Genomic DNA, 23,501 nt, shown 5'->3' on the forward strand with positions numbered 1-23,501 from the left:
CCATGCTGGCCTACACGCTCAAACGTGCAATGGCGGGCGTGTGGGTCCTGCTCGGGATAAGCCTCATCGTCTTTCTGATGCTTCGCTTTATCCCGGGCGATCCCGCCACGGCCGTTCTGCTGACCATGGTCGAGCCTGGACTGGATTCGGCGCAGATCACCCAACGGGATATCGACGATGTCCGCGACCAGATGGGGCTGAGTGACCCGCTGCCGCAGCAATATGCAGCGTGGCTGGGGCGTGTGGTCACCGGCAATCTCGGTACATCCCTGCGCAGCCGCCAGCCGATTGCGGGAGAGTTGGCGGTGCGTATTCCGGCAACCCTGAAACTTGGCGGTGCCGCCTTGCTCGTCATGTTCATCATCGCCATTCCAAGCGGCATTCTCGGCGGCCTCTATGCCGGGCGCAGCACGGATCACGTGACGCGGATCTTCAGCCTCGTCGGCGAATCTCTGCCGAGCTTCTTTCTGGGTGTCCTGCTGATCTATCTTTTCGCCATCAATCTCGGCTGGTTGCCGGCCATGGGCGGCAGGCGCCCCGAAAGCATCATTCTGCCGGCCGTGACGCTCGGTGTCGGCATAGCCGCCGCAACCTCGCGCCTGCTTCGGGCCAGTCTGCTCGATACGCTGTCGCAGCCCTACATGCTGATGGCCGAGGCGAAGGGACTGAAGCGCAGCACGCTCTTGTTCAGGCACGCGCTGCGCCCTGCCCTGATCCCTGTCCTGACCGCCGCCTCCCTGGTCGCCGGCGGCCTTCTTGGAGGTGCGGCCGTGGTGGAAACCGTCTTTGCCTGGCCCGGCGTCGGCCGCTACATGGTCGAGGCCATTGCCGGCCGCGACTATCCCGTCATTCAGGGCTTCACTTTTTTGATGGCAACGCTGTTCGTCATCATCAATTTCGTGATGGATATTCTCTACCGCTTCCTGGACCCGCGGGTCCGCGTCGAGGAACTCGGGAATGTCTGATCGCGCCCTTCACCGCTTCGCATCTGGCCTTCGCCGCGATGTCATCGGCATCGTGCTTCTTACCCTTGTCGCCGCTTTAGTGATATCCGTGCTCGCCGCGCCGCTCATCTCGGACCACAGTCCCGTGAGCACGGATTTCAAGCAGGTGCTCCTGCCACCAAACGCGATCAACTGGCTCGGCACCGATGATTTCGGTCGTGATGTCCTGACCCGTCTGCTGTACGGCGGGCGCACCTCGCTGATGGTGGCCGCCAGCGCCGTACTGATCGTCATGTCGATCGGTGTCACAGTCGGCGTCGTCGCGGGCTATTTCGGCGGCGCCGTGGATCTTGTCTTGACCAAGATTATCGACGTGCTGCTGGCCTTTCCCCGGCTTGTGCTGGCCATCGCCGTGGCGGCACTGATGGGCGGCGGCATGGTGCCTCTGATCATCGCCATTTCCGTTGTCGCCTGGCCGGCCTATGCGCGCATCATCCGCGGCTTTACGCTGCAGGTGGCGCAGGAGGGCTATGTATCGGCAGCGCGCTGCCTGGGCACGCCGACCTCAACGATACTGACACGCCACATCGCGCTGAACCTGATCGGCCCGATCCTCGTGCTCGCCATGCTCGATATCGGCAATCTCATTCTCGCCATCTCGGCACTGTCGTTTCTAGGACTGGGCGTGCCACCGCCGTCACCGGAATGGGGCGCCATGCTCAATGAAGGTCGCAACAGCATGGAGGTCGCCCCATGGCTGGTCCTGGCGCCCGGCTTCGCCATCTTCATCGTCGTTCTGGCCGCCAACTATTTCGGAGACATCGTCCGCGACGGCGTGGAAGGTCGCCCTGTCCACGGCCCGCGCAACTGGCTGAAGCTTCCACGCTGGCGGGCCAAAAATGAGCCGCGTTCCGCGCTGACTATCGCGCAACCGTCGGCAGACGGGCCCCAGGGTCTGCCCGCCCTCGAGATGCGCGGCGTCCGGATCGAGGTCACCGATCGTCGTTCTCCTTTCTTCGGACGACGGATTCTCAACGATGTTTCCTTGACCGTCGAACGGGGGGAATGCGTCGGCCTGATCGGCGAGAGCGGCTCGGGCAAGAGCACGCTGGCAACTCTTGCCCTTGGGCTCACCCGGCCACCCCTGGCTCTGACCGCCGGCAGCGCCAGACTGTTCGGACAAGACACCGCGTCATGGTCCTGGGATGACTGGCAACGTGTCCGGGGCCGCTCCGTATCGCTGATCAACCAGGACCCGCTGTCAGCGCTCAATCCGGTGTTGCGCGTCGGCGATCAGATCCGCGAGGTGATGCAGACCCATCTTGCGCCGTCTCGCGCGGAACTTGAGCACCGGCTTCGCGAAGTCCTGGACGAGGTACATCTGCCGGAGCGCGTCATCCACCAATTCCCGCACGAGCTCAGCGGCGGAATGCGCCAGCGCGCCGTCGTCGCCATGGCGATCATCAACCGTCCAGCGCTCCTGATTGCCGATGAGCCGACGACGGCGCTGGATGTCTCGACCCAGCTCCACATTCTCGACCTTCTGCGCAGCCTGCAGGATCGCTACGGACTGTCCATGCTGTTTGTGTCCCACGACCTGCGTGTCGTGGCCCGGGTAGCAGACAAGGTGGTCATCATGCGCGGCGGAGAGGTCCTAGAACGTGGCGCAACGAACGACGTCTTTGCCCATGCCAAACATCCCTATACTCGCGACCTGATCGCGGCGATGCCCGGGCGGCGACTGCGCCTGAAACAGGAGGCTGCGGAATGACCCTTCTGTCAGTGGAGGAACTCTCCAAGCGCTACAAGAACCGCGAAGTCCTTCACGAGGTTTCGTTTTCGGTGGGCAAAGCCGAGATCGTCGGCCTTGTCGGCCAGTCCGGCTCCGGAAAGAGTACGATTGCCAAATGCGTGCTCGGCCTGGAGCGTCCCGATGGCGGGCGCATGCTCTGGCATGGCGGATCGCTGGCGGACCGTTCGGTGCGTCGCAGCGCCCGGCGGGGCATGCAGGCCGTGTTCCAAGATCCACGGTCCAGTCTCAATCCGCGCTGGACGGTTCGCCAACTGCTGAACGAACCACTAGACAACTGGTTGCCCGGCGAAAGCGCTGCGGTACGGCGGGCGCGCGTGCTGAGACTGCTCGACAACGTGGCGCTGACCGGCGACCTGCTTGACCGCAATCCACATGAGCTCAGCACCGGACAGTGCCAGCGCCTCTGCGTGGCGCGCGCGCTGGCACCAGAGCCCGAACTTTTGGTGCTGGACGAGCCGCTGTCAGCCCTTGACGTTTCCGTCCAGGCGCAACTCATCGAGCTTCTGCTCGACCTCCATCGCACCTCCGGCATCAGCTACCTGCTGATTACCCATGATTTCGCCGTCGTGTCGGATATCTGCCATCGGATCGTGGTGCTCGACCACGGCAAGGTGGTCGAAAGCGGACAGGCCGATGAGGTCTTGGCTCACCCCGCGCATCCCTACACGCAGTCGCTCCTGAAAGCTGTTCTGCCCCTTCCGGAATTCGACGATCGCCACAGACCCGACCATGGATCAACCCCATATGCCTGCCTCTAGAGCCTTTCAGGGTTAGATAGAAGCGTTCTGCTGGCTCAAACGGAGTCGGATGGTCGACCGACCGGCGCGCGTCGTAGCCAGACTCTACGGCCAAGCCGGTCGTCGGCCAGGCGGCCCGTTTCAGCCAGCCCGAAGGGCCGGGCATCTTTCCGCCAGGATCAGAGGCGATCGGCTCGGACTTGACCCAGGGTATGCCCGTCGCCAATCGCCTCTGCCCTGACGAAAATCTGCTCCGGCAGAACGCTTCTAGTTAACCCTGAAAGGCTCTAGGATGCCGTGCGCTCCGCAACCCGCCGTGATCGAAACCGATCCAACGTCTGGATATCCAACTGCTCCTGGCTCTTCAGTTCGACAAACCGCATGGTCGGTCGTGATGCAGCCTCGGCATCTCTGTCATCATTCTTCTGCGGCTTTACATATGGGCGGACGTAGTCCGGCGACATCAGCCTTATCTGATGATCTCTCGCCGTAAAGAGCCGGCCAAGATGATGAGCGCCACAGCAGGCCCCCATCGCGATCACGCAGGTTGGCAGCTTCTCAACGCATTCAATCAATGTCGGCCGCGGCATCGTTCGACGGACAACCACAGCGCCGCAGTCATTTACCCCCCAACAACGCTGCAGTTGTTCTTCCCGAAGTCGATACCCAAAATGGAAATATGCATGGCTCCGCTCCTTCCCTTCAAGAATAGGACATCATACTCGATCTCCTCGGAAGGGCGGACCATCCCATAATCAACCCAGATTGACAGGAAGTACGCTATGCTTCCTGCGCCTTGTCCAGCAGCCCCAGCAGATGCTGGAACCTCAGGCCGGCCATCGAGACGCCATCGAGCACCATGTCGTCGAGTTCGTCTTCCGGAATGATGGCACCCGCACCGTTCTTGCGCTGCGTGGTCGTGCGAAGGCGGTCGGCCAGGAAGATCGCCAATGCCTTGTAGAAGCGGCCGGCAAAGGCCGGATTGGAAGCCAGTCGCTCCTCCATAAGCCGCTTCCCAAGCTCCAGCACACGGGCGTCGCGCACAGCCACAACGGTTGCCGAGGGCGGCGCCTTGTCGACGAAGGACATTTCGCCGAGGATTTCGCCGCTCGAAAGGCTGGCGACCGTGCCGACGCCCGCAACCTGCACATCGACCTGGCCATCGAGAACGATGAAGAGATGCTCGGTCTGGCGGCCCTCCTCGATCAGCCGTTCACCTTTCGCCAGCTGGCGCTTGCGGCCATTCTGGCCCATCCAGGCGATATCGGCATCGTCGAGCTGCCCGAGAATGTAGAGAACCTTGCGCATGGGCCTGTCCTTGCTGTCAGATGAGTTGGCGGCGGGCATGGGTGGCAAAATGCCCATCCATCGCCATGAGTTCGGAAAAACTGCCCGTCTCCACGACCCTGCCGCGTTCGAGCATAACGATCCGGTCCACGCTTTCGATGGTGCTGAGGCGGTGGGCGATCACCAGACGGGTTACCGGCAGCGCCTGTAATGTCTGGGTGACGATCGACTGGGTACGGTTATCGAGCGCGCTGGTCGCCTCGTCGAGCAGCAGGATGGAGGGCCGGGTAATCAGGGCGCGCGCCAGCAGGATGCGCTGGCGCTGGCCGCCCGACAGCGTGCCGCCACCGTCCAGCAGCACGGTGTGCATGCCCATCGGCATCTGTTCGATATCCTTGTCGAGACCGACCAGACGCGCCGCTTCCAGCGCATCTTCCATGCCAAGCCCGCTTTCGCCGACGATGTTGTCGTTGATGCTGCCGGACATGATGCGACCATGCTGCAGCACCACGCCAACCTGCCGGCGCACCTGCGCCAGGTCGAGCCGGTTCAGCGAGTGGCCGTCAAAGAAGATATCGCCCTGCTCAGGCCGGTCGAAGCCGAGCAGCAGCCGCAGCAGCGTGGACTTGCCCGAGCCGGAGGCGCCGACTACGGCTATGAACTCGCCCTTTTCGATGCGCAGATTGAAATCATCCAGCGCCCGCGGGCTTTTTTCCGTATAGCGGAACGACACGTTGCGGATATCAACGCCCCCCTGCAGCGTCACCGGACGGCTGTTGGCGGGCGGTGCATCGGTCTCAGAGAAGATGATCGGTTTCGCCCGCTCGATCAGCGGGATCGCGACCAGCGACTGGGTCAGGGCGCCGGCGAGCGACGAGATCGCGCCGAGCACTTGGGCGAAGGCTGTGGTAACCGATACGAAATCGGCCAACGAAAAGGGGACCCCGCCGGCGGAAGCCGTCGCTGCCTTGGTCATGTCAGACTTCATCAGATAGAGGATCACCGCATAGAGCGTCAGCGTCGCAAGCTGCGGCAACAGGGCATCGGCTGTCGCTTGAAGATTAGCCCAACGACCGGCAGCCACGGAATGGCGCATATTGCTGGAAAACAACGCAGCCCACCGGGCAAAGCCCATCTGTTCGCTGGCAGATGCGCGCAGTTTTCCAAGACCCATCAGCATCTGCACGACGAAACTGTCGAGCTTGCCCTTCTGTGCCATGCGCAGGCGCTCGTGCACGAGGCCGCGATAGCTGATCGCCGCATTGACCACGCCGAGCACGATGGCAAGGCCAAGCACGGTGAAGCCAAGCCGCACATCGACCGTCATGATGGGCACAAGGCTGATGACGCTGAACACGCTGCTTGCAGCCGCGCTGGTGAAGCTCGCGGTAATGACTTCGCGCGCCCGCTGGATGCCGAGCACCCGGTCGGTCAGGTCGCCAACGGCATAGAGGCGGAAAAACGCAGGCGGCAGGCGCAGCAGTCGCAGGATCAGCGCCGGCTGAAGACGGGACTCGAAGCCCAGTTCCGAACGCAGCATGGTCAGGCTCTTGCCGGCTTCGAACACAGTCTTGGCCAGCGCCGCGGCCAGAAGTCCGCCGATGATCATGCCGCCCATGGCCATGTCGCCATAGGGAATGGCATCGCTGACCAGGAAACGCGACCCGTAGGGCACCAGCATCGCCAGGATCGCAGCAGCCAGCATCAGCCCGATCAGCCGCGGACGATCCGCACCGATCGTGGCAAAGCCGAAGGAAAACAGGTCGCGGAAGCGGAGCGAATGCGCCGGCAAGGTTGGATAGACCTGCACGGCATCCGATGCCAGTCCGTCCACGCCGCTGGCCTCAAGGCCATCGCGCGCAATCGGCCGGGCCACACCGGCGTCATGCAGCCACCAGCGCCCGCGCCGATACAGCAGCGCCACCGGCCGGCGCTCCGAGCCGAGAAAGCCGAGAAGCGGCGCACCCGGCTGGGCGGTCCATCCCGGCCGCAGCAGGACGGTGCGCCGGATCAGTTGGTGGCGCCGAAGCACCATCGCCAGCCGGTCATCTTCGGCGGCAAGCTCAGCCGCCATGTCGAAAGCTTCGAGCTGCGGCGCCACCCTCAGCGCCTCCAGCACCATCACCAGTGCGGCCTTCAGCGGATCGCCTGCAGCCACGGCACCTGCCGCCCGCGATGTGCCGCCGGCCGATGTTCCCGCAACGCCGGCCAGGCCCGCAAGCGCGGCCGTCGTCGTGGCGTCGCCAAAATTGCGCCGCCGTTCCCGCCAGTCGCTGGCCGATTGAGACGCTTCCCGCATCAGGACACGGGCGCAAACGGCATCGAGGGCGCGTCTATTGGCATCGCCAAGGGCAAGCCCGCCGAGTTGGCGCCGCAGATCGGCGGCATCCTCCATTGCGGCAAGCCAAGCGGCAGCTGCCGTCTCCCGCACAGGCTCCCCCAGCCGCAACGGCACAAGCTCGCTATCGGCACCGCCCACGCCCAACAGCGTCAAAAGTCGCCCGTCGGCGGCGGTTGCCGGCGAGATGCCACAAGCCAGCGCGCCGGCCTCCAGCCGGAACAGGAACTGGCGCCGACCGGCCAGCGGCGCGCCGAAGACGGCAAAGACATCGAGGTAACCGCGCTGCACCAGCAGCCGCTGCGCCGGATCGTTGAGCACATGGGGATGCGCGCTCCCGGTCGGTAGAAGGTCGTCGCGCATGGATGGCAAGGATGTCATGGCTGTCCCTCAATGCCCGCCGGACTGGATGAGCTCGGCATAGTCGCCGCCCGATGCCACGAGGCTGTCATGGGTGCCGCGCTCGACGATGCGGCCGCGATCGAGAACGATGATTTCCGAACAGTCGCGCACCGTGCTCAGCCTGTGCGCAATGATGATCGCGGTACAGCCGCGCCGGCGCAGATTGTCGTCAATGATCTTTTCGGTCTGCGGGTCGAGCGCCGCCGTGGCCTCATCCAGCACAAGAATGCTCGGATCGCCAACCAGTGCCCGGGCGATCTCAAGCCTCTGGCGCTGCCCTCCGGAGAAGTTACGCCCACCTTCCTCGACATGGGCATCAAGCTCGCCGGGCCGCGCCACAATGTCGTCCAGGATGGCCGCATCCTCCAGCGCCCGGGTCAGGGCGTCGTCGGGCACGTCGGGATTCCACAGGGTGAGATTGTCGCGCACCGTGCCTTCAAACAGGAAGATCTCCTGGTCGACATAGGCGATATTGACCGCGCGCTGGTACTGGTCGAGATCGGTGAGCGCAATGCCGTCGATCCGCACCGCGCCGGCCCAAGGCGCCACAATGCCGCAGATGATGCGTCCCAACGTGGATTTTCCGCAACCGGAGCGGCCGACAAGGGCGATGCGCTCGCCAGGCTTTGCCGATAGGGAGATATTGTCGAACAGCGGCTCGTCGAGCGGGTTGTAGCCATAACGCACTGCATCGAGTTCCAGCGAGCCGTTCAGGAGGCCCGGCCTCTGTCCCTGCTCCCGGTCGGGGGGTATAGTGAGAGGATCGACGGCATTCCGCATCGCGTCATCAACACGGTTGAGATCCGCGCGGATATTGGCAAGCTTGGGCGATAGCGCCACAAGGCTGACCAGCGGCGCCAGAAAGCTGGCCGCCAACAGCTGGAAGGCCACGAGATCGCCGATCGTCAGCGCCCCCTGCATCACGCGAAATGCGCCGACGCCCAGGATCGCCACATCCACCAGGCCGCCGAACAGATTGGGGCCGAGCGAGGTGATCATCGACTTCGAGCCCACCTCCTGCGAGGCATTGAGCATGCGCGCATGGATGCCAGCCCAGCGGCCGAAGGAGCTGGTCTCCAGGCCCGAAGCCTTGATCGTCTCGATATTGTAGATCAGTCCTACCGTGGTGCCACCTAGCTTGCCATGCTCGACCGCCAGGCGGATGGAGGCCTGTTTCAGGCGGCTTTGAACCATGCGCAGCACAACGATATTGGGCAGGCTGAGGCTAACCGTCAGCAGGCCGAGAACCGGGTCATAGCCAACCAGGACAACGGCGAAAAACAGCAGCGTACCCCAGTTGAGCACGGCATTGGCCATGTCAGCAGAAATGACCTCCGCGACCCTTTCGCTGGCCTCGATGCGCTCGGCGATTTCACCGGGACTGCGCTGCGAGAAGAAGGACATCGGCAGATGCAGCACCCGCCAAACGAAAGCGCTGGCGCCGGTCACCGTCAACTTGGTTTTCAGCCGCAGGATGACGGATCCGCGCAGATAGGTCAGGCTGGCGCGGATCAGGGCCGTGCAGCCGAGCGCAATGAACATAGGCGTAACCCAGTGCTCCTGCTGCTTCATCAGTATGCCATCGACGAAGATCTTGGCAAAGACCGGCAGCACCACGCCCGGCACGACAAGTGCGACGCTGAGCAGCGCGATCAGCCAGATTGCCCGTTTGGACGAGACGATACGCTGGCGGAACGACGCAAGCAGGCCTTCCGGCCGTGCGGTCTTGCGGAAATCCGCCGTCTTTTCGAAGGTCAGCACGACACCGGTAAAGGCTTCGCTCAGTTCCTCCCTCGTGATGACGCGCGGCCCGGTCGCCGGATCGTTGATATAGGCATGGGTCTCCGTCATGCCCTCGAACACGACGTAGTGGTTGAAATTCCAGTGCAGGATGGCCGGCCAGGGCAGTTCGCCCAGCGCCTCCGGCTCCTTGCGGAAACCCTTGGCGGTAAGGCCATAGCGCCGGCCGGCCTTCAGCAGGCTGCTGGCCTTGGAGCCATCGCGCGAGACGCCGCAGGCCACCCGCAGCTGTTCCAGCGGGATCCAGGCCCCATGATGGGCAAGGATCATCGCAAGGCTGGCAGCTCCGCATTCCACGGCTTCCATCTGCAAGATGGATGGCGTTGCCTTGCGTCTTTGACGCTGACGGGCTGTCGAAGTGTTCTGGACCACCACGCTCACCCGGCCAGACCCGTGATCTTGCGCAGCCACGGAATGACATAGCTGATCGGCCGCCGCCAGGCGACGGTGACCTCGCCATCGGCAAGCGAACCGCTGGTCAGCTGCATCTCAGGCCCGACGCCCCCCGACCAGGCAAAGCCGCTCGGGGTCGTGGCATCCGGCAACAGCAGGATGCGGGTGGCGAAAGGCGCGCCCTTTGCCGAAAAGCTCTGGACCAGCTGATCGTTGCGCAGCACGGATTGCATCGCCTGGGCTGTGGACGGGAAGTCCGAGACATCGGCCACCGTGCCCTTCATCATGCCGTATTCCTCGCGCTTGATGGTCGAGGGCGCGATCTGCACCTCCATGCCGCTATGCACCCGCTTGCCGTCGCTGGGAGGCAAATAAAGCAGCAGTTCCAGTCCCGTCGCGCCGCTTTCGACGCTCAGCAGCGGCTGGCCGGGTGTGGTGCGGGTGCCCGGCACCGCCTTCCATTCCGTCACGCGCCCGTCGGCCGGGCTGGTCACGACTTCCTGCTGGCGCAGCTGGATCTCGATTTCAGCGCGCTGGCGCTGCGCATCGGCAAGCCTTTCTTCGGCCGAGCGTTGGTCGCGGGCATTGGCATTGCGCTGGCTGATCTCCTCACTCTGCGCCTGGGAGATCTGGCTGCGGGCCTCTAGCTCCGTCTGCCGCGCCTCGGCAAGCGCTCGCCGCGTTTCCAGCAATTGCTGCCAGGTGATCAGCCGGCGATCGAACAGGGCGCTATCCTGCTGGGCCTGCTTTTCCATGACCCGGACACGCTCCTGCGCATCGGCGCCGCGCAAGGTAAAGGCCTTGACCTGCGCAGCAAAGCTATCGCCGGCAGCCTTGGTGCGTTCGGCCAGTTGCAGCTTCAGTGCCTCCAGCTGCTGTTGGCGCTCCGCAACGACGGCAGAGACATTTTCCAGCTGCTGGCGTAGCGACGGCTGGATGATGCGGGCGACAACCTCTCCCTGCGTCACGCGTGATCCGACCGGCACCAGGATTTCGCTGAGTGTGCCATCGCCGACGGAGACGGCATCCACCACCCGACCGCCGGTGGCAATCAGGATGCCGGAGCCCTTGACCCGCTCGGGCACACGACCCAGGATCGACCAGCCCAACGCCAGCCCGATCAGGCAAAGCAGCGTCAGGAAGGCGATCCAGTCACGCGCGCGGGTCAGGCCGATCAATTGGTCCAGCTGCTCGGGGGACGACAGTCGGTCGAGCGCCGCCTTGCGAAACAGGCGGGTGGCCTGGTTTTCCGTGGGGGACCGGCCGCTTGCGGCAGTATCGGACATGGGACGTCAATCCTCACTCATTGCAGGACGGCTGGAGCAGCAGTGGCGCCGCGTGCCTGGCCCGGCTGGCGTTGCGCCATCAGTGCCCGGGCATCTTCCGGCGACCATCCGCCGCCCATGGCCCGGTAAAGCCCGATGGCTGCCTGGAACCGTGCGAGGCGGATCTGGGCAAGGCTGTCTGCGGCCGAGAAGTAGTCGCGCTGGGTATTCAGCACCGTGGTCATATCCACCTGCCCAGCTTCCAGCTGCTCAAGCGTCAGGTCATAGGCCTTGCGGGCAGACGCGGTCGCCTTGGCCGCAATCGACGCCTCGCGCGTGATGGTATTGAGAGCCACAAGCGCCTTTTCGACATCCGTGAGCGCGGTCAGCACAGCCTTCTCGTAGGTTGCAACTAGTTCATCCCGCTGCGCCTTGCTGGCCTGCAACTGCGCTGCTAGACGCGGCGCGTCGAACAACGGCTGAGTCAGCTGGCTCGTCAGCGTGAAGACACCCGATTGTGGGGAGAACAGCGTGGCATTGCTCAGGCTCTCAAAGCCCTTCTGCAGCGAAATCGTCAGGCTGGGCAGCATCGCGGCGCGGGCTGCTGCGACATTGCTGGCCGATGCCAGCAATTGTTCCTCCACCTCACGCACATCGGGGCGACGGCTGAGCAGATCACTGGGCAGGCCGGCATCGACTTTGGGCAAAGTCAGCCGGCTGAGCCCGCCTTTGTCGAGCGTGATCTCCCCCGGTCGCGCGCCCACCAGCAGCGCAAGGTTGATCTCCTCCTGCATCAGCGCGCGCGACAAGCGCACGATGCTCGCCTCCTGCTGCAGCACGACCGTTTCCTGCTGGGCAAGCGTCACTTCCGTCGCCGATCCGGCCTCGACGCGCTCGTCGACATTGTCGCGCACTTTCCGGGCGAGTGACAGGTTCTGGCGCGCAAGCGCCAACTGGTCGCGCAACGACAGGACCTGGACATAGGACAGTGCCGTCTCTGACGTGATGGTCAGGCGCGTCGCCGCCAGTGCAAAGACGCTGGCCTCGCCCTTGCGGCGCGCGGCCTCGTGGATTGCGGCATTTTTGCCCCAGAAGTCCAGCTCCCAGGAGGCGTTCAGGCCCGCCTTGCGCAATTGCCCGACCGGGAGCTTGCCTTCCGGCAGGCCCGCCGAGGTCGCGGAACTGCGATAGGTCGTGCTGGTGGCACCAAGGCCGCCGGTCGGGAAAAATCCGGTCACGGCTTCCTGCGTGTTGGCCTCCGCCTGTTTCACGCGGGCGATGGAGATGTCGATGTCGAGGCTTCCCTGCTCGGCGCGATCGACCAGCCGCACGAGATCCGGAGATCCGAAAGCGTTCCAGAATTCCGGCGCCGTCGCAGGCGTAGCGACCATGGCTTTGGCTGATCTGGCGGAATGAAGGAAACTGTCCGACAAAAACGGCATGGCAAGCCTGTCCGGCTCCGGAGCCTTATCCAAGGCCGTGCAGCCGGCCAGCAACATGCCGAGCCCAACACTCGTTCCGCTGACTAAAAACCGCCATCTGAGGCTGGACTGCTGGTCGCACATCAAACTCTCGCAACTCGCCTTTGCGCACCTCGGCCAATGGACGCAACAGAGCGCGTAACAAGGGCAAACGGCAGCTGGAGAAAACCACCCTAAAAACGCCAAGACGACCAACAGATTTTATCTGCGACGGCCTCCAGCCGCCCGATCTGTGTGGGCAGCAGACTAAGCCCAGAAATGGACGGTATGGGACAGATGTCCCCGTCGATGGCATCTATAGGCCAAAATTGCCCATTTTTGGCTAATTTTGCCCGCCTCGCATACATGACAGGTCCTCCCCTTCGAGCCGGCGCATCAAACATCAATGGCCATTGATGTTTGCGACCTTCCCCGCCACGGCCGCGATGGTATCTCCTGCGCGCCAGCGTGGGTGGCAGGTTGCTCCCATCCTTTGGAACGCCCTTATTTGTATTGTGTTGAAGCGGGGGGAGATGTCTGATGAATGCGTCGATCCATCGACCACAGCAAAACATGGACGTGGTATACGGAGCCGCCGCGATCACCTGTGCGGATGTTAAGGCATCGTCACGTGATACGGACATGGCGCATCCGACCGCCGACGACCTGAAGCGTCATCCCGCATTCCGGCAGACCCGGGACATGGTAATTGCCAATCTCGTGCAGCTGTTTCGCGGCGACTACCTGCTGAGCCGCCTGTTGCTGGAAGAAGGGCGTTTCGTCACGTTCCAGGCCATACTCTGCCTCAGCGCCTGCCAGAATGCCGAGGAGCGCGAGACCTGGCTGACACTGGGCCGGCTGCAGACACATCTTACGCCATCAGGCCTGACCAGTCGCAACCGCATCGAGGCACTGGTTGCGATATTCGAACGTTATGGCTTCCTGGAGCGACGCAAGGCGGAGGAAGACCTGCGCATCAGCCTGCTTGCACCATCGACGCGCATGTGGTCGAGCGATGCGGCCTTTCTGGACGCCCAGACGGCACCGCTGGCGCTGATGGCAGATCTGCCTGACCTGGGCGAGCGTGCCAAGACGGCCGTGACCCGACTGCGCGTGGCCGCCCAGCAAAGCCTCGACGCCGATGGTGCCGCGCCTGCGAGCCTCGATCCGGTCGCCCCGGCCTGGTCAGCGCGCAGCCTTGGTCCGGCCACCGCGGGACACCGCAGCTGGCGCAGGTCCTTTGCAGCACATCTGCCGGCCTTCCTGGCGATGCGTGCCCGCCATGATGCGGTGATGCGGCTGACCGAGCGCGACGGCGGCTATCTGGTTTTTCTGCTGCTGCTGCAGGAAGGCCTGTCGCTTGGTTCCGACCGCGTCTGCATGCCCTATGAGACGATATCGGAAAGCACCGGCGTGTCGCGCACCCATGCGCGCCTGCTGATGGAGCAGGCAGAGGCGCTGGGGCTGGTTTCCCTGCGCGCCCGCGGCGGCCGGGATATCGCGCTGCTGGACGCTTTGTGGACCGCCGCAGACGACTGGTTCGCTGACAATATCTCCTTCCTGATGCGCAGCCTTTGAGCACGGGCCCTAATTCGAGCCAGGTTCCGGCGCCCATCGGCGGTCCAGATGCAAGCCTTGTCCGCGACATTGCCGCCCGTACCGGCTTTGCTCCCGCCTTTATCTGGGACAAATACGCAAGGCTCAGGGTCTCGCCCGCGTCCGACCTGCAGCCGCTGATCGAGCAATTGCTGGTGCAGGAAACCTTCTTCTTCCGCCACACTCGCCAATGGCAGATGCTGCGCGACATGCTGGGCAATGCGCAACCAGCCTCCGTGACCGCCTGGTGCGCCGGCTGCGCCACCGGCGAAGAGGCCTGGTCGCTGGCCTATCTCCTGGCGGACATGCGCATCGCCCGTGCATCGATCCTCGCCACAGATATCAGTCCCGTTGCGGTTGCCACGGCCCGAACCGGGCGCTACCATCGTATGGCGGCCATGGGCAGTTTCCGCGATCTTCCGGCCTTTGCCAGCGCCGCCTTCCCCACCCGGCAGGGCGAGGTGTGGACCGCACCGGCAAACCTGCGCGCCATAGTGAGTTTCGACGTGCATAATCTCATGGACAACCCGCCGACCGAATTGCCGCGCCAAGCCGTGGATCTGGTCTTCTGCCGCAATACGCTGATCTATTTCTCGCAAGCCGCTGCTGCAAGGGTCCTGCGTCACCTGGCTGGCGTGATGCGTCCGGGCGGTCTGCTGCTGCTGGGAACGGCCGAAACCGCTGGCGGATCGCCGCTGTTCGAACCGGTTCATGGCGACGACACCGTCTTGTGGCGACGCACCGCCACACCGCTGTCGGATGATGTCGCGTGAAACGCCCGATCATCATTGCCGCAAGGGGCGCATTCGAAAGGGCCAGCCTGCGCGCCATTCTCAACGATCTCGAGCCGGGCACGCCGCTCAAGGAATGCCGCGACGCCGATGAGACACGCGATGCCCTCGCACGCCTGGGACAAGGCTTTGCCGTGATCGAGGAAACGCTTGTCGAAGACAGCGAACCCGCATTGCGTGACTGGGTCCAGCGGCTCGGCTCACGCTGCATCATACTGGAGCGCGGCCCAGCCGGAACGGGGACTCCGATCGGCCGATGGGCACGCCTGCTGCCGGACTGGCTTGCCACGGCCAAGACGGCATTCTGCCCACCAACGAGGGACATGCGCATCGCGCCCGCTGACCTGAGCTGCGAAGAGCGGACCCAGCCGGCGATGTCAAGCCGCAATCCTGCCTGCGTGCTGGTGGCCAGCAGCACCGGAGGACCGAGCGCGTTGGCGTCGCTGCTAACGACGCTTCCGGGGGGCGACCTCCCCTGGGTGGTGGCGCAGCATATGCCGGAGCACGGCACGGGGGCCTTTGCCCAGCACCTGCGCGACACCACGGGACGGGCCGTCAGTGAAGCCGCGGCCGGGCGCACTGTGCAACCCGGCGAGATACTGATCCTTGCCGGCGGACAAGATTTTGGCCTGGCCCGTCGGGACGACGGCTCCCTCATGCTGCGCCATGTGCGATCGGTAGAGAGCCCCTTTCACCCCAATGCGGACTGCCTTTTGCAATCGGTCGCCGCGCTGAATTTGCCTTGTATCGTGCTCGTGCTCAGCGGCATGGGTAGCGATGGTGCCCTGGGGGCCGCGCGACTGGCCACGGCCGGCAATCCGGTTTTCGTTCAGGATCCGATGAGTTGCGTTGTGCCTGGCATGCCGCAGGCTGCCATGGAACTCGTGCCTGATGCCGTCACCTTCGACCCGGCACGGCCACCAGCCGCCCTGATCAATCTAGTGGCAGCCCGGCAATGACGAGGATAAAGCCGAAATGGGTCAGGTGATGCAGGCTCTGGTCGAGCCCGAGCAGCCACCAGAACACCGGCCGCGATGGGGTGGCATTGACCGCGCGAGAGGCCTGGGCCTTGGCCCGATCGATGGCAAAATGCACGGCGAAATCCACCAGACCCAACCAAGCATAGGACGGCGCGAAAACGGCGAAAATGGCAGTCGTCAGCACCCCGTGCACACCCGCATGAACCACCAGCGGCCAGAGCCAGCCGGTCGCCTGTTCCTTGCCATGGGCCATCCAATGGGACTGGAGGAGGAAATCGGCAATGTAGTGCTTTGCCAGAAAGGTGAGGAATGCCGCGCATACCAGGCTTACCGGGATTTGCTGAACCAAAGACACGGCCAATTTTCCATGAGATACAGACGAAACGGGGTGGACGACAGACATTTTCACAGTTCCCCGCCGCATTCCAGCACCCTCTTGGCAGTTTTGGGGTGAAACCGGCCACTCGCGCGCACGCACGCTAGGGTGAGGCCAAATAGGGTCGGCGCCTGTCGGCCCGGCTCATCCAACCGCTGTTCCCTTGGGGTCTCGATTGAAAAACATTACGCTGAAGACACGGATTTTCGGCCTCGCAGCCGTCCTGTTGCTGTTGCTTGCCGCGCTCTCCGTCTTTGCCTTCGTCTCGGTTCGAGATCTTGCCGACAAGACCGCCCGCATCGATCGCTTCTATCGCGCGGTCGGGCAAGTGTTCCTGGCGGACCGCGATTTCACCGGGTTCCGGCTGCGCACCAATGCGGTCATGAGCTTTTCCCGCGAGCCCGACTTCCAGCGTTCGCAGGCCCAGTCCCAGTTCATCGACGAGGCGCTTGGCAAGGCCGCAGCGCTGGTGACCGGCGAAGAGGAGACAAGGCAAATTGCCGACCTCCAGGCCGGCCTGCGCGACTATAAGGAGAGCTTCACACGCCTGATGCAGCAGCGCCGCGCACTGGCTGAGGATGCCAAGACGCTGGCTGCCGCGCTTTCCAAGCTGCAGCCTGCTGCGACGCCAGACGCGGCGCCGGCCATGACCGCCATCGCAGCTGCAGTTCTTGCCAGCGAAACCCTGTCGTCCCAAACGGTGGTGGCGGCGCAGACGGCACTGAAAGCAGCGTCTTCCGCCCCGGCGAGCGACAAAGACGTGAGCGAAGCGCTGGCCGATGCGCAGGCACTGACCGATGGCCTGGCCACGCTGATCGCCGACGCGGGTCTCGGTGCCGCCGACTCGGTCTCCCCCAAAGAGCGTGAAGTGCTGACGAAAATTGCCGATCTCCGTGCCTTTCTGCTGCAGCAGATCGATGCCATCAGCGCATCTGTGGCGGCCGACACGGTCCGCACCCAAGTCATCCTGGCCATTGTCGTGGCGCTCGGCATCCTGACGGGCCTCACGGTTGCCGTGCTCATCGCCCGCAGCATCATCACGCCGATCCGGCAGATGACCCATGCCATGACCCGCCTGGCCGAGGGCGATGGCAAGGTCGAAATCCCGGGTCTTGGCAACGCTACCGAAATCGGTGAGATGGCCGCCGCCGTCGACGTCTTCAAGCAGAATGCGGACAAGATCGCCACGATGCTGCAGGCGGAAGACACGACCCGCGAGATCGGCGCCGTAATTTCCCGCGCCGCTGGCGGCGATCTGACCGTTCGCGTCAACCTCGACGGCAAGACCGGCTTCCTGCGCGACATCGGCGAGCAGGTGAACCAGCTGCTGCAGGTATCACACAGCTCCTTCCGCGATTTCGGTGACAAGGCTCGCAGCACCGCGATTTCGGTCGGCGAAGCCAGCATGGCCGTTGGCCAGGTGTCGGAAGGTGCGCGCGCCCAGAACGGATCGCTGACCCAGGTCGCAGGCGCAGTCAAGGAGGCGCTGCTCGCCATCGGCGAAGTCTCCGACAACACGCGGCTGGCCAGCGAGAAGGCCGACAATGCCATACAGCTGGTCGAACGCGGTCTGGCGTCCGTGGAAAATATGAGCAGCATCGTCGAGCGTATTGCCCAAAACAGCCGCAAAGTGAACCAGATCACGCAGGTGATTGCCCAGATCGCCAACCGGACCCATATCCTGTCGCTGAACGCCGCCATCGAGGCCGCCCGCGCCGGCGAACATGGCAAGGGCTTCGTCGTGGTGGCGCAGGAGGTCGGAAAGCTCGCCGAAAGCGCCGGACAGAACGCCAACCAGATCGCCGAAATCGTCGAGCAGGCCGCCGATGACACGCTGGCCGGCAAGGCTGCCGCCGATGTCGTGCGCGCCGCGATCCAGGGTATTTCTGGTGAGACCCGGCAGACGACCCAGATGATCCATGCCTCCGTCGCCGCCATCGAGCAGCAGCGCTCCTCAATCACGCAGATCGACGGCAATGTCAGCGATCTCAAGCTGATCGCCAATTCCAATGCTGCGGCGGCCGAAGAGATCACCGCCACCATGGTGCAGCTGTCGCGCCTGGCCGACGAGACGCGCCAGCGCATCGATGCCTTCAAAATGAATTGAGGGCATCAGGCTGACCGTGGAGCAGATGATGAACGCCCCCCTGGGCAAGACCGCTGGCAGCTGGACGCTGGCCCTGGTCAGCGACGACGCGGCTCTGCATGCCGCCGTCGCAGCCATGATGCACGCCGGCACCACCCCGGCGGACCTGCGCCTGGTGCGCCCGCGGGAGGCAACCGCCAGCCTCCGGGAGGATGCCACAGACATCGTGCTAATCGATGCCGATACCGCCGGCGATATCGCTGCGCTGCTGGCCGTGGCGCTGCTGGTGCAAACGGCGCCGGTCTGCGTGCTCGGCCATCGGCTGGAGCCGGTCTCCGCGAAGGCTAAATCCCTGATCGAAGGCGGTGCGTCGCTGGTGTGGGGCAAGCTTTCGGGCACGGCAGACCCCCTGCTGGCCTCGGAGACCGGGGGTGAATTGCTGGTTCGGCTCGACGCCGTTCGCAGCGAACACCGTGCGACCCTGATTGAGGCTGACGCCCATGGCTGATGCCGGATTTGCCAGCGACCTCATTGCCGAAGCCACCGAACATCTCGACGCGATCGAGCCCTTGCTGATATCAGCCGAGCATAAGGGGCTCGACAAGGTCGCGATCGACACCCTTTTTCGTTCTTTTCATTCGCTCAAGGGGCTGGCGCGGGTCGCCGATATCCAGTCGCTTGAGACCGTTACCCATCAGGCCGAGGCCTATCTCTATCCCGTGAGAGCGGGCGCTGGCGCCGTCTCTGTTGCCGGCATCGAGGCGCTGTTGCGGCTGGTCGATGCGGTGCGGCTCAGCATGGCCGGCGGCAATCTGGCACGCTTCACCGCGCCCGATGGCCTGGCGGATGATCTGCAGGCCCTGACCGACGCGTATTCCAGTCCCGGCAGGGCGGCGGCGGCGTTGGACGTCGGGCACAGCCCTGACTCCTTGGGGTTGGAGCCCGACATGGCCCGGGCCTTTGGCGAATTGCTGTGCGAGGTCCTGCCGGAACTGGCGCAAGGCGTCACAGCCGCCGATCGCAATGCAATCAGCGACACTGTCGATATTCTGGTCCATGCTGCAAGGCGCATCGGGCTTGCCGGTTTTGCGCAGAGTGCGATGCGGCTGGGTGCGGCCCCGCGGGGGCGACAAGCGCAGGACCTGTCCGCATTGTTGCGGTTGGCCAGGCACGTCGAGTTGCTGACCGGGGTGGAGACGGGCTGGGCCTCGGTGCTGGCGGCAATGCCGGACGTGGATGGGCAAGGGTTTGCTACCGCAGTTGAACCGGCGCCCGTCAGTCCCGATCCACTGGCGCCGCTGGCGGCCCGTTTTGCCCACTGGGGTATTTCACCACAACACCTGCCGCTGCAGGCATCTCCTGCCATGGCAGCGCTTGCCGAAGATGCCGGCACGCGGCTGGCGGAACTGGTGTTGCCGCTCCCCTCGGCACAGGCGCTGGCGGAACTGGCCGATGGCCTGCCGATCGTTGCCGGGCGCGGGGTCGTAATCGGGCAGGAGATCAAGCTTGCCCTTCTGCTTGCCGTTTCCGCCAATGGCCCCGATCCCGATCAGCTGATCGCTATGGCCGAGAGCCATGAAGGCAGTCTGGCCTGGTTGGACGGCGTCAACAAACCGGTGCACTTCGGGGAGCCGCAGGCAATCCTGGCGCGCCCTGTTGGCGGGGAGGATGCCCAGGTTCGTGTTCCGGTCGATGTTCTCGACAAGCTGTTTGGCCGCATCGGCTCGTTCTTCGCGCTGAGCGGCAGGCTCAATGTGCTGGCGACGGAAAGTGCGGTGACGGATGCGCTGCGCCGCCTCTCAGACCATGCCGTCACCCGCGCACCTGACCTTCTGGCCGATGTCGAGATCCTGCAGCGCGATCGCCGCGCCTTTCTCGATCTCGAAGCAGAAATCGGTCATTTCATCAGCCTGATCCACGAAAGCACGCTCGGCCTGCGGGTCATCCCGTTCGAGAATGTCATTGCCCGTTTCCCCCGCATGGTGCGTGACAGCGCGCGCGAACTGGGCAAGACGGTGCAGTTCGAGCAGAAAGCCCACGGCATCAAGATCGACAAGGGCATGGCCGACATGCTGCTCGATCCACTGATGCACATGATCCGCAACGCCATAGACCACGGCGTGGAACCTCCACCGGAGCGCGCCGCAGCTGGAAAGCCGGCAGCCGCCCGCCTTTCCCTCACGGCAGAGCAACAGGGCAACCGCCTGATCCTTGTTGTCAGCGATGACGGTCGCGGCATCGACATCGCCCGCGTTGGCGAAAAGGCTGTCGCTCAGCGCCTGACGACACCGGACGAACTGGCCAGCATGAGCGAGGCGCAGATTGCGCGCTTCATCTTCACGCCGGGCTTTTCCACCCGCAGCGAGGCCAGCACCGTTTCAGGGCGCGGTGTCGGCATGGATGTGGTGCTCGTCAATGTCACGCGGCTTGGTGGTCGCATCGACATCGAAAACCGCGCCGGCGCGGGCACCACCTTCCGTCTCGACATGCCACTTTCGGCGGCGATACGGCCCATGCTGCTGGTCGATACCGGTGTGCAGCCGATCGGTTTTCCCGAAGCGATGGTGGCCGAGGCCGCGATCTATCCGGCAAGTTCGGTGCAGTCAGTCAATGGCCAGCCCTCCCTGCTGATACATGGGCGGTTCGTGCCGCTGTTTGACTTGTGCGACCTCATGCGGCTACCGAACCCGGAGCCCTCGCCATCGGGCGACCTTGCGGTCGTCATCTGCAGTTGGAAGGGACGGCGCGTCGGTTTTCGCGCCAACCGTATCCTGCGACGGGCCGAACTGCTGATCCGCGAAACCCATCTGCGTGTTGCCGAATTGCCGGGTGTCGGCGGTATTTCCATGCTCGGCGCGGACCGGATCGTGCTGGTGCTTGACCCGGACAAGCTGTTCCATCTCGCCGCCCACGCCGCCACGCGCGGGCTGCGCAGTGCAGCCGCCCTCGCACCAGCGGAGACGGGATCGTGAACGCCTTCCTGCGCGTCATCGTCGGCCCCTTTTGCGTGCTTGTCCCACGCGACGGCGTCGTGCGGGTCGAGACCGTCGACACAGTACTCACCCGCCTGCCGGCGCGTATGCGCGCAGCGCGACCGATGATCTATGTGGACGCCGCCCGCCTGCTCGGGGTGGAGAGCGCGGCTGGCCAACCGGTCCGCACCGCGCTGCATCTGTTTCCGACCGAGACCGGACTGGAATGGCAGGTGCTGGTCGATCGCGTCGAGCGGATCGAGACGCATGCGTCAGGCGATTTCCGCCCCTTGCCCCCAAGCCTGTCCGTTCTTCGACGCTTCGTCGACGGGGTCCTGGTCGATCCCACAGACTCACTGGTGCTGCGGCTGCGCCCACCCTCCGCCATGCCGACCCGCGGCCTGATACGGCAGATGCGTCGCGCGGCACTGGGCGCCCCCGTGGCAAAGCCCGCGGTCGCCAGCAAGCCACACAAGAAGAAGGGCGCTCGGTGATGACGACAAACGACCACACCTCTGTTGGCCCACCCGCCGAAGCCGAGGACAGCCGTCGCCGCGTCCTCGTCGTCGATGACAGCTTCATCATGCGCAAACTCGTCGGCGAGATCGTGGAAAGCGATCCGGATCTCCTGCTGGTCGGCCAGGCCGAGAACGGCAAGGTGGCCCTGCAACTGGTGCGGCGCCTGAAGCCGGATCTTGTTCTGCTCGATATCGAGATGCCTGAGATGTCGGGGCTCGAAACTCTTCGGCGGCTAGGGCTACGTTCGCCCTGCCATGTCGTCATCTTGTCTTCGCTCGTTGGGGCCGCCGATTCCGTCGAGCGGCTGGAGGCCCTGCGGCTCGGCGCTGCCGCCGTCATCGCCAAGCCTTCCGGCGCCGTCAGCCTCGATCTCAAGCAAAAGCGCGCATCCGAAATCGCCACCACCATCCGCACCGTTCTCGGCTTGCCGTTGCTGGGCGCCGCCAATGTGCAGCAGGTTGGCCCTGTGGAACCGGTCGAGGCTGCGGAGCGACTGGCCGCGAAAGGCAAGAGCGGCGCCGTCACCATCGCCCGGTTTGGCCGTCTCCTGGAGGGCTTGCGCGAAGGCGTCATCCTGTTTGGCGACCAGGGCGCCATCCTGCATGCCAATACGGCGGCGGCGACCATCCTGCGCCGGGACGATCTGTTGGAGGGTCTGGCGCTGGCGACCCTGTTTGATGACTATAATGAGGCCCTGGGACAACGCATCTGGCAATCGCTGAGCAGCAGCACGCGGCTCGGGCCGATGGATGCCGAATTCGTGACCCCGGCGGATGAGTGGATCCCCCTGCGCCTGACCGCGACGCCGCAGAATGATAGTCCGATCCGCTTGATGCTGTCGTTGGAGGATCTGAGCCGCGAGCGCGAGATGCGCGCATTGATCGCGCGGACCCAATCCAGCGCGGTGGCCCGAGCGCTGGAACATGGCGGCTCGGCAGCTCTTGCGGGAGCGCTGCGTCCGGCCACCATCCTGTTCAGCGATATCCGCGATTTTACCAGCCTGTCGGAAGCAATCGGTCCCGCCGGCACGGTGCAACTGCTCAACGAATATTTCTCCTTCATGGCCGATGTGTTGCAGGACCAGGGCGGCACCATCGACAAGTTCATCGGCGATGCCATCATGGCCCTGTTCGGGGTACCGGCCCCCTTGGGCCAGGATGCCGACCGGGCCATCGCGGCTGCGCGCAACATGATCAGGGCGCTCGATCTGCTCAACGAGCGTGGCATTGCGGGTAGCACCTCGGGCGACAATGCGCTGAAGATAGGTGTGGGCCTCGCCACGGGCGAGGTGCTGGCTGGCACGCTCGGCTCGCCCGACCGCATGAACTACACCGTCATCGGTGACGCGACTAACCTGGCGTCCCGGCTCGAAAGCCTTACCAAGCATTATGGCGTATCCATCCTGGCCTGCGGCCAGACCATAGCAAGCCTTGTGACCCCCGTGGCCTGCCGGCAGGTCGATGTGCTGCGGGTCAAGGGGCAGGCCAGGCCGACGGACGTCTACGAGATCTTCGTCGACGACCTTCCCGACAGTGACCGGCCTTGGCTGGCGACCTATGCGCTGGGCTTCGGCGCCTATCGCCGGGGTGACTTTGCCAAGGCGGTGGCGGCCTTCCAGTCCGTGCTCGCCATGAAGGCACAGGACCATGTCAGCCATCTGCTGCTGGAACGCTGCACGCTGTTGCAGGCGCGTGGCCGCGACCTGTCCTGGGACGGCATCTGGACAGCGACGGAGAAATGAC

Annotated in this window: 17 protein-coding genes and 1 pseudogene; 11 read left to right on the forward strand and 7 right to left on the reverse strand. The window is 64.3% G+C overall.

Features of this window, described 5'->3' with window-relative positions:
- The first annotated feature begins 2 nt into the window (after window positions 1-2).
- From nikB to B9A97_RS26420, 3 genes are read left to right on the forward strand one after another with little or no spacing between them, the layout of a single operon-like run.
- Window positions 3-965: a nickel ABC transporter permease gene (gene nikB, locus B9A97_RS26410; RefSeq protein ID WP_084368821.1), complete on the forward strand. Its 963-nt coding sequence runs from the start codon at window positions 3-5 to the stop codon at window positions 963-965.
- Window positions 958-2,715, forward strand: coding sequence for a dipeptide/oligopeptide/nickel ABC transporter permease/ATP-binding protein (locus B9A97_RS26415; RefSeq protein WP_084368822.1), 1,758 nt, complete (start codon window positions 958-960; stop codon window positions 2,713-2,715). The genes nikB and B9A97_RS26415 overlap by 8 nt, the downstream gene beginning before the upstream one ends.
- Window positions 2,712-3,515, forward strand: a complete 804-nt coding sequence (locus tag B9A97_RS26420; protein WP_084368823.1) for an ABC transporter ATP-binding protein — start codon at window positions 2,712-2,714, stop codon at window positions 3,513-3,515. The genes B9A97_RS26415 and B9A97_RS26420 overlap by 4 nt, the downstream gene beginning before the upstream one ends.
- 272 nt (window positions 3,516-3,787) lie before the next feature.
- Here the strand turns inward: B9A97_RS26420 and B9A97_RS30265 are convergent.
- The 6 genes and pseudogenes from B9A97_RS30265 to B9A97_RS26455 all read right to left on the reverse strand — a co-directional run.
- Window positions 3,788-4,179, reverse strand: a pseudogene (locus B9A97_RS30265) (transposase); the annotation flags it as partial.
- Window positions 4,180-4,274: 95 nt separating this feature from the next.
- Window positions 4,275-4,802 (reverse strand): cyclic nucleotide-binding domain-containing protein, encoded by a 528-nt coding sequence (locus B9A97_RS26435; protein ID WP_084368824.1) that lies wholly within the window; start codon window positions 4,800-4,802, stop codon window positions 4,275-4,277.
- Between the two features lie 16 nt (window positions 4,803-4,818).
- Window positions 4,819-7,500 (reverse strand): ATP-binding cassette domain-containing protein, encoded by a 2,682-nt coding sequence (locus B9A97_RS26440; RefSeq protein WP_084368825.1) that lies wholly within the window; start codon window positions 7,498-7,500, stop codon window positions 4,819-4,821.
- 9 nt (window positions 7,501-7,509) lie between these two features.
- The gene (locus tag B9A97_RS26445; protein ID WP_244564368.1) at window positions 7,510-9,693 is read right to left on the reverse strand and encodes an NHLP family bacteriocin export ABC transporter peptidase/permease/ATPase subunit; all 2,184 of its coding nucleotides are present in this window, start codon (window positions 9,691-9,693) and stop codon (window positions 7,510-7,512) included.
- Window positions 9,694-9,698: 5 nt separating this feature from the next.
- The gene (locus tag B9A97_RS26450; protein WP_084368827.1) at window positions 9,699-11,000 is read right to left on the reverse strand and encodes an NHLP bacteriocin system secretion protein; all 1,302 of its coding nucleotides are present in this window, start codon (window positions 10,998-11,000) and stop codon (window positions 9,699-9,701) included.
- 17 nt (window positions 11,001-11,017) lie between these two features.
- Window positions 11,018-12,544 carry an efflux transporter outer membrane subunit gene (locus B9A97_RS26455; RefSeq protein ID WP_084368828.1) on the reverse strand — a complete coding sequence of 509 codons (1,527 nt, stop codon included), beginning with the start codon at window positions 12,542-12,544 and terminating at the stop codon, window positions 11,018-11,020.
- 435 nt (window positions 12,545-12,979) lie between these two features.
- Here B9A97_RS26455 and B9A97_RS26460 point away from each other — a divergent pair, with 435 nt between their 5' ends.
- From B9A97_RS26460 to B9A97_RS26470, 3 genes are read left to right on the forward strand one after another with little or no spacing between them, the layout of a single operon-like run.
- Window positions 12,980-14,017: a hypothetical protein gene (locus B9A97_RS26460; protein ID WP_084368829.1), complete on the forward strand. Its 1,038-nt coding sequence runs from the start codon at window positions 12,980-12,982 to the stop codon at window positions 14,015-14,017.
- Window positions 14,014-14,808: a CheR family methyltransferase gene (locus B9A97_RS26465; protein ID WP_084368830.1), complete on the forward strand. Its 795-nt coding sequence runs from the start codon at window positions 14,014-14,016 to the stop codon at window positions 14,806-14,808. The genes B9A97_RS26460 and B9A97_RS26465 overlap by 4 nt, the downstream gene beginning before the upstream one ends.
- A complete protein-coding gene (locus tag B9A97_RS26470) occupies window positions 14,805-15,785 on the forward strand; it encodes a chemotaxis protein CheB (RefSeq protein WP_084368831.1) in 981 nt (326 codons plus the stop codon). The genes B9A97_RS26465 and B9A97_RS26470 overlap by 4 nt, the downstream gene beginning before the upstream one ends.
- On the opposite strand, the gene B9A97_RS26475 is transcribed toward B9A97_RS26470, so the two are convergent.
- Entirely contained in the window at window positions 15,760-16,161 is a 402-nt protein-coding gene (locus tag B9A97_RS26475) for a DUF3307 domain-containing protein (RefSeq protein ID WP_244564370.1), read from the reverse strand. The genes B9A97_RS26470 and B9A97_RS26475 overlap by 26 nt on opposite strands.
- A 196-nt stretch (window positions 16,162-16,357) precedes the next feature.
- Here B9A97_RS26475 and B9A97_RS26480 point away from each other — a divergent pair, with 196 nt between their 5' ends.
- Genes B9A97_RS26480 through B9A97_RS26495 form a run of 5 tightly spaced genes read left to right on the forward strand, consistent with a single transcriptional unit; the run spans window position 16,358 to window position 23,500 of the window.
- A complete protein-coding gene (locus B9A97_RS26480) occupies window positions 16,358-18,289 on the forward strand; it encodes a methyl-accepting chemotaxis protein (RefSeq protein ID WP_084368833.1) in 1,932 nt (643 codons plus the stop codon).
- A gap of 28 nt (window positions 18,290-18,317) precedes the next feature.
- On the forward strand, window positions 18,318-18,776 hold the full coding sequence (locus tag B9A97_RS26485; RefSeq protein ID WP_084368834.1) for a hypothetical protein: 459 nt from the start codon (window positions 18,318-18,320) through the stop codon (window positions 18,774-18,776).
- Entirely contained in the window at window positions 18,769-21,240 is a 2,472-nt protein-coding gene (locus B9A97_RS26490; RefSeq protein ID WP_084368835.1) for an ATP-binding protein, read from the forward strand. The genes B9A97_RS26485 and B9A97_RS26490 overlap by 8 nt, the downstream gene beginning before the upstream one ends.
- Entirely contained in the window at window positions 21,237-21,734 is a 498-nt protein-coding gene (locus B9A97_RS29955; RefSeq protein WP_179145406.1) for a hypothetical protein, read from the forward strand. Before B9A97_RS26490 ends, B9A97_RS29955 begins: the two co-directional genes overlap by 4 nt.
- Window positions 21,734-23,500, forward strand: a complete 1,767-nt coding sequence (locus B9A97_RS26495) for an adenylate/guanylate cyclase domain-containing protein (protein ID WP_179145407.1) — start codon at window positions 21,734-21,736, stop codon at window positions 23,498-23,500. The genes B9A97_RS29955 and B9A97_RS26495 overlap by 1 nt, the downstream gene beginning before the upstream one ends.
- The last annotated feature ends 1 nt before the right edge of the window (window position 23,501 follow it).

This window comes from Rhizobium sp. RU36D (genome assembly GCF_900176345.1).
Lineage (GTDB): Bacteria > Pseudomonadota > Alphaproteobacteria > Rhizobiales > Rhizobiaceae > Allorhizobium.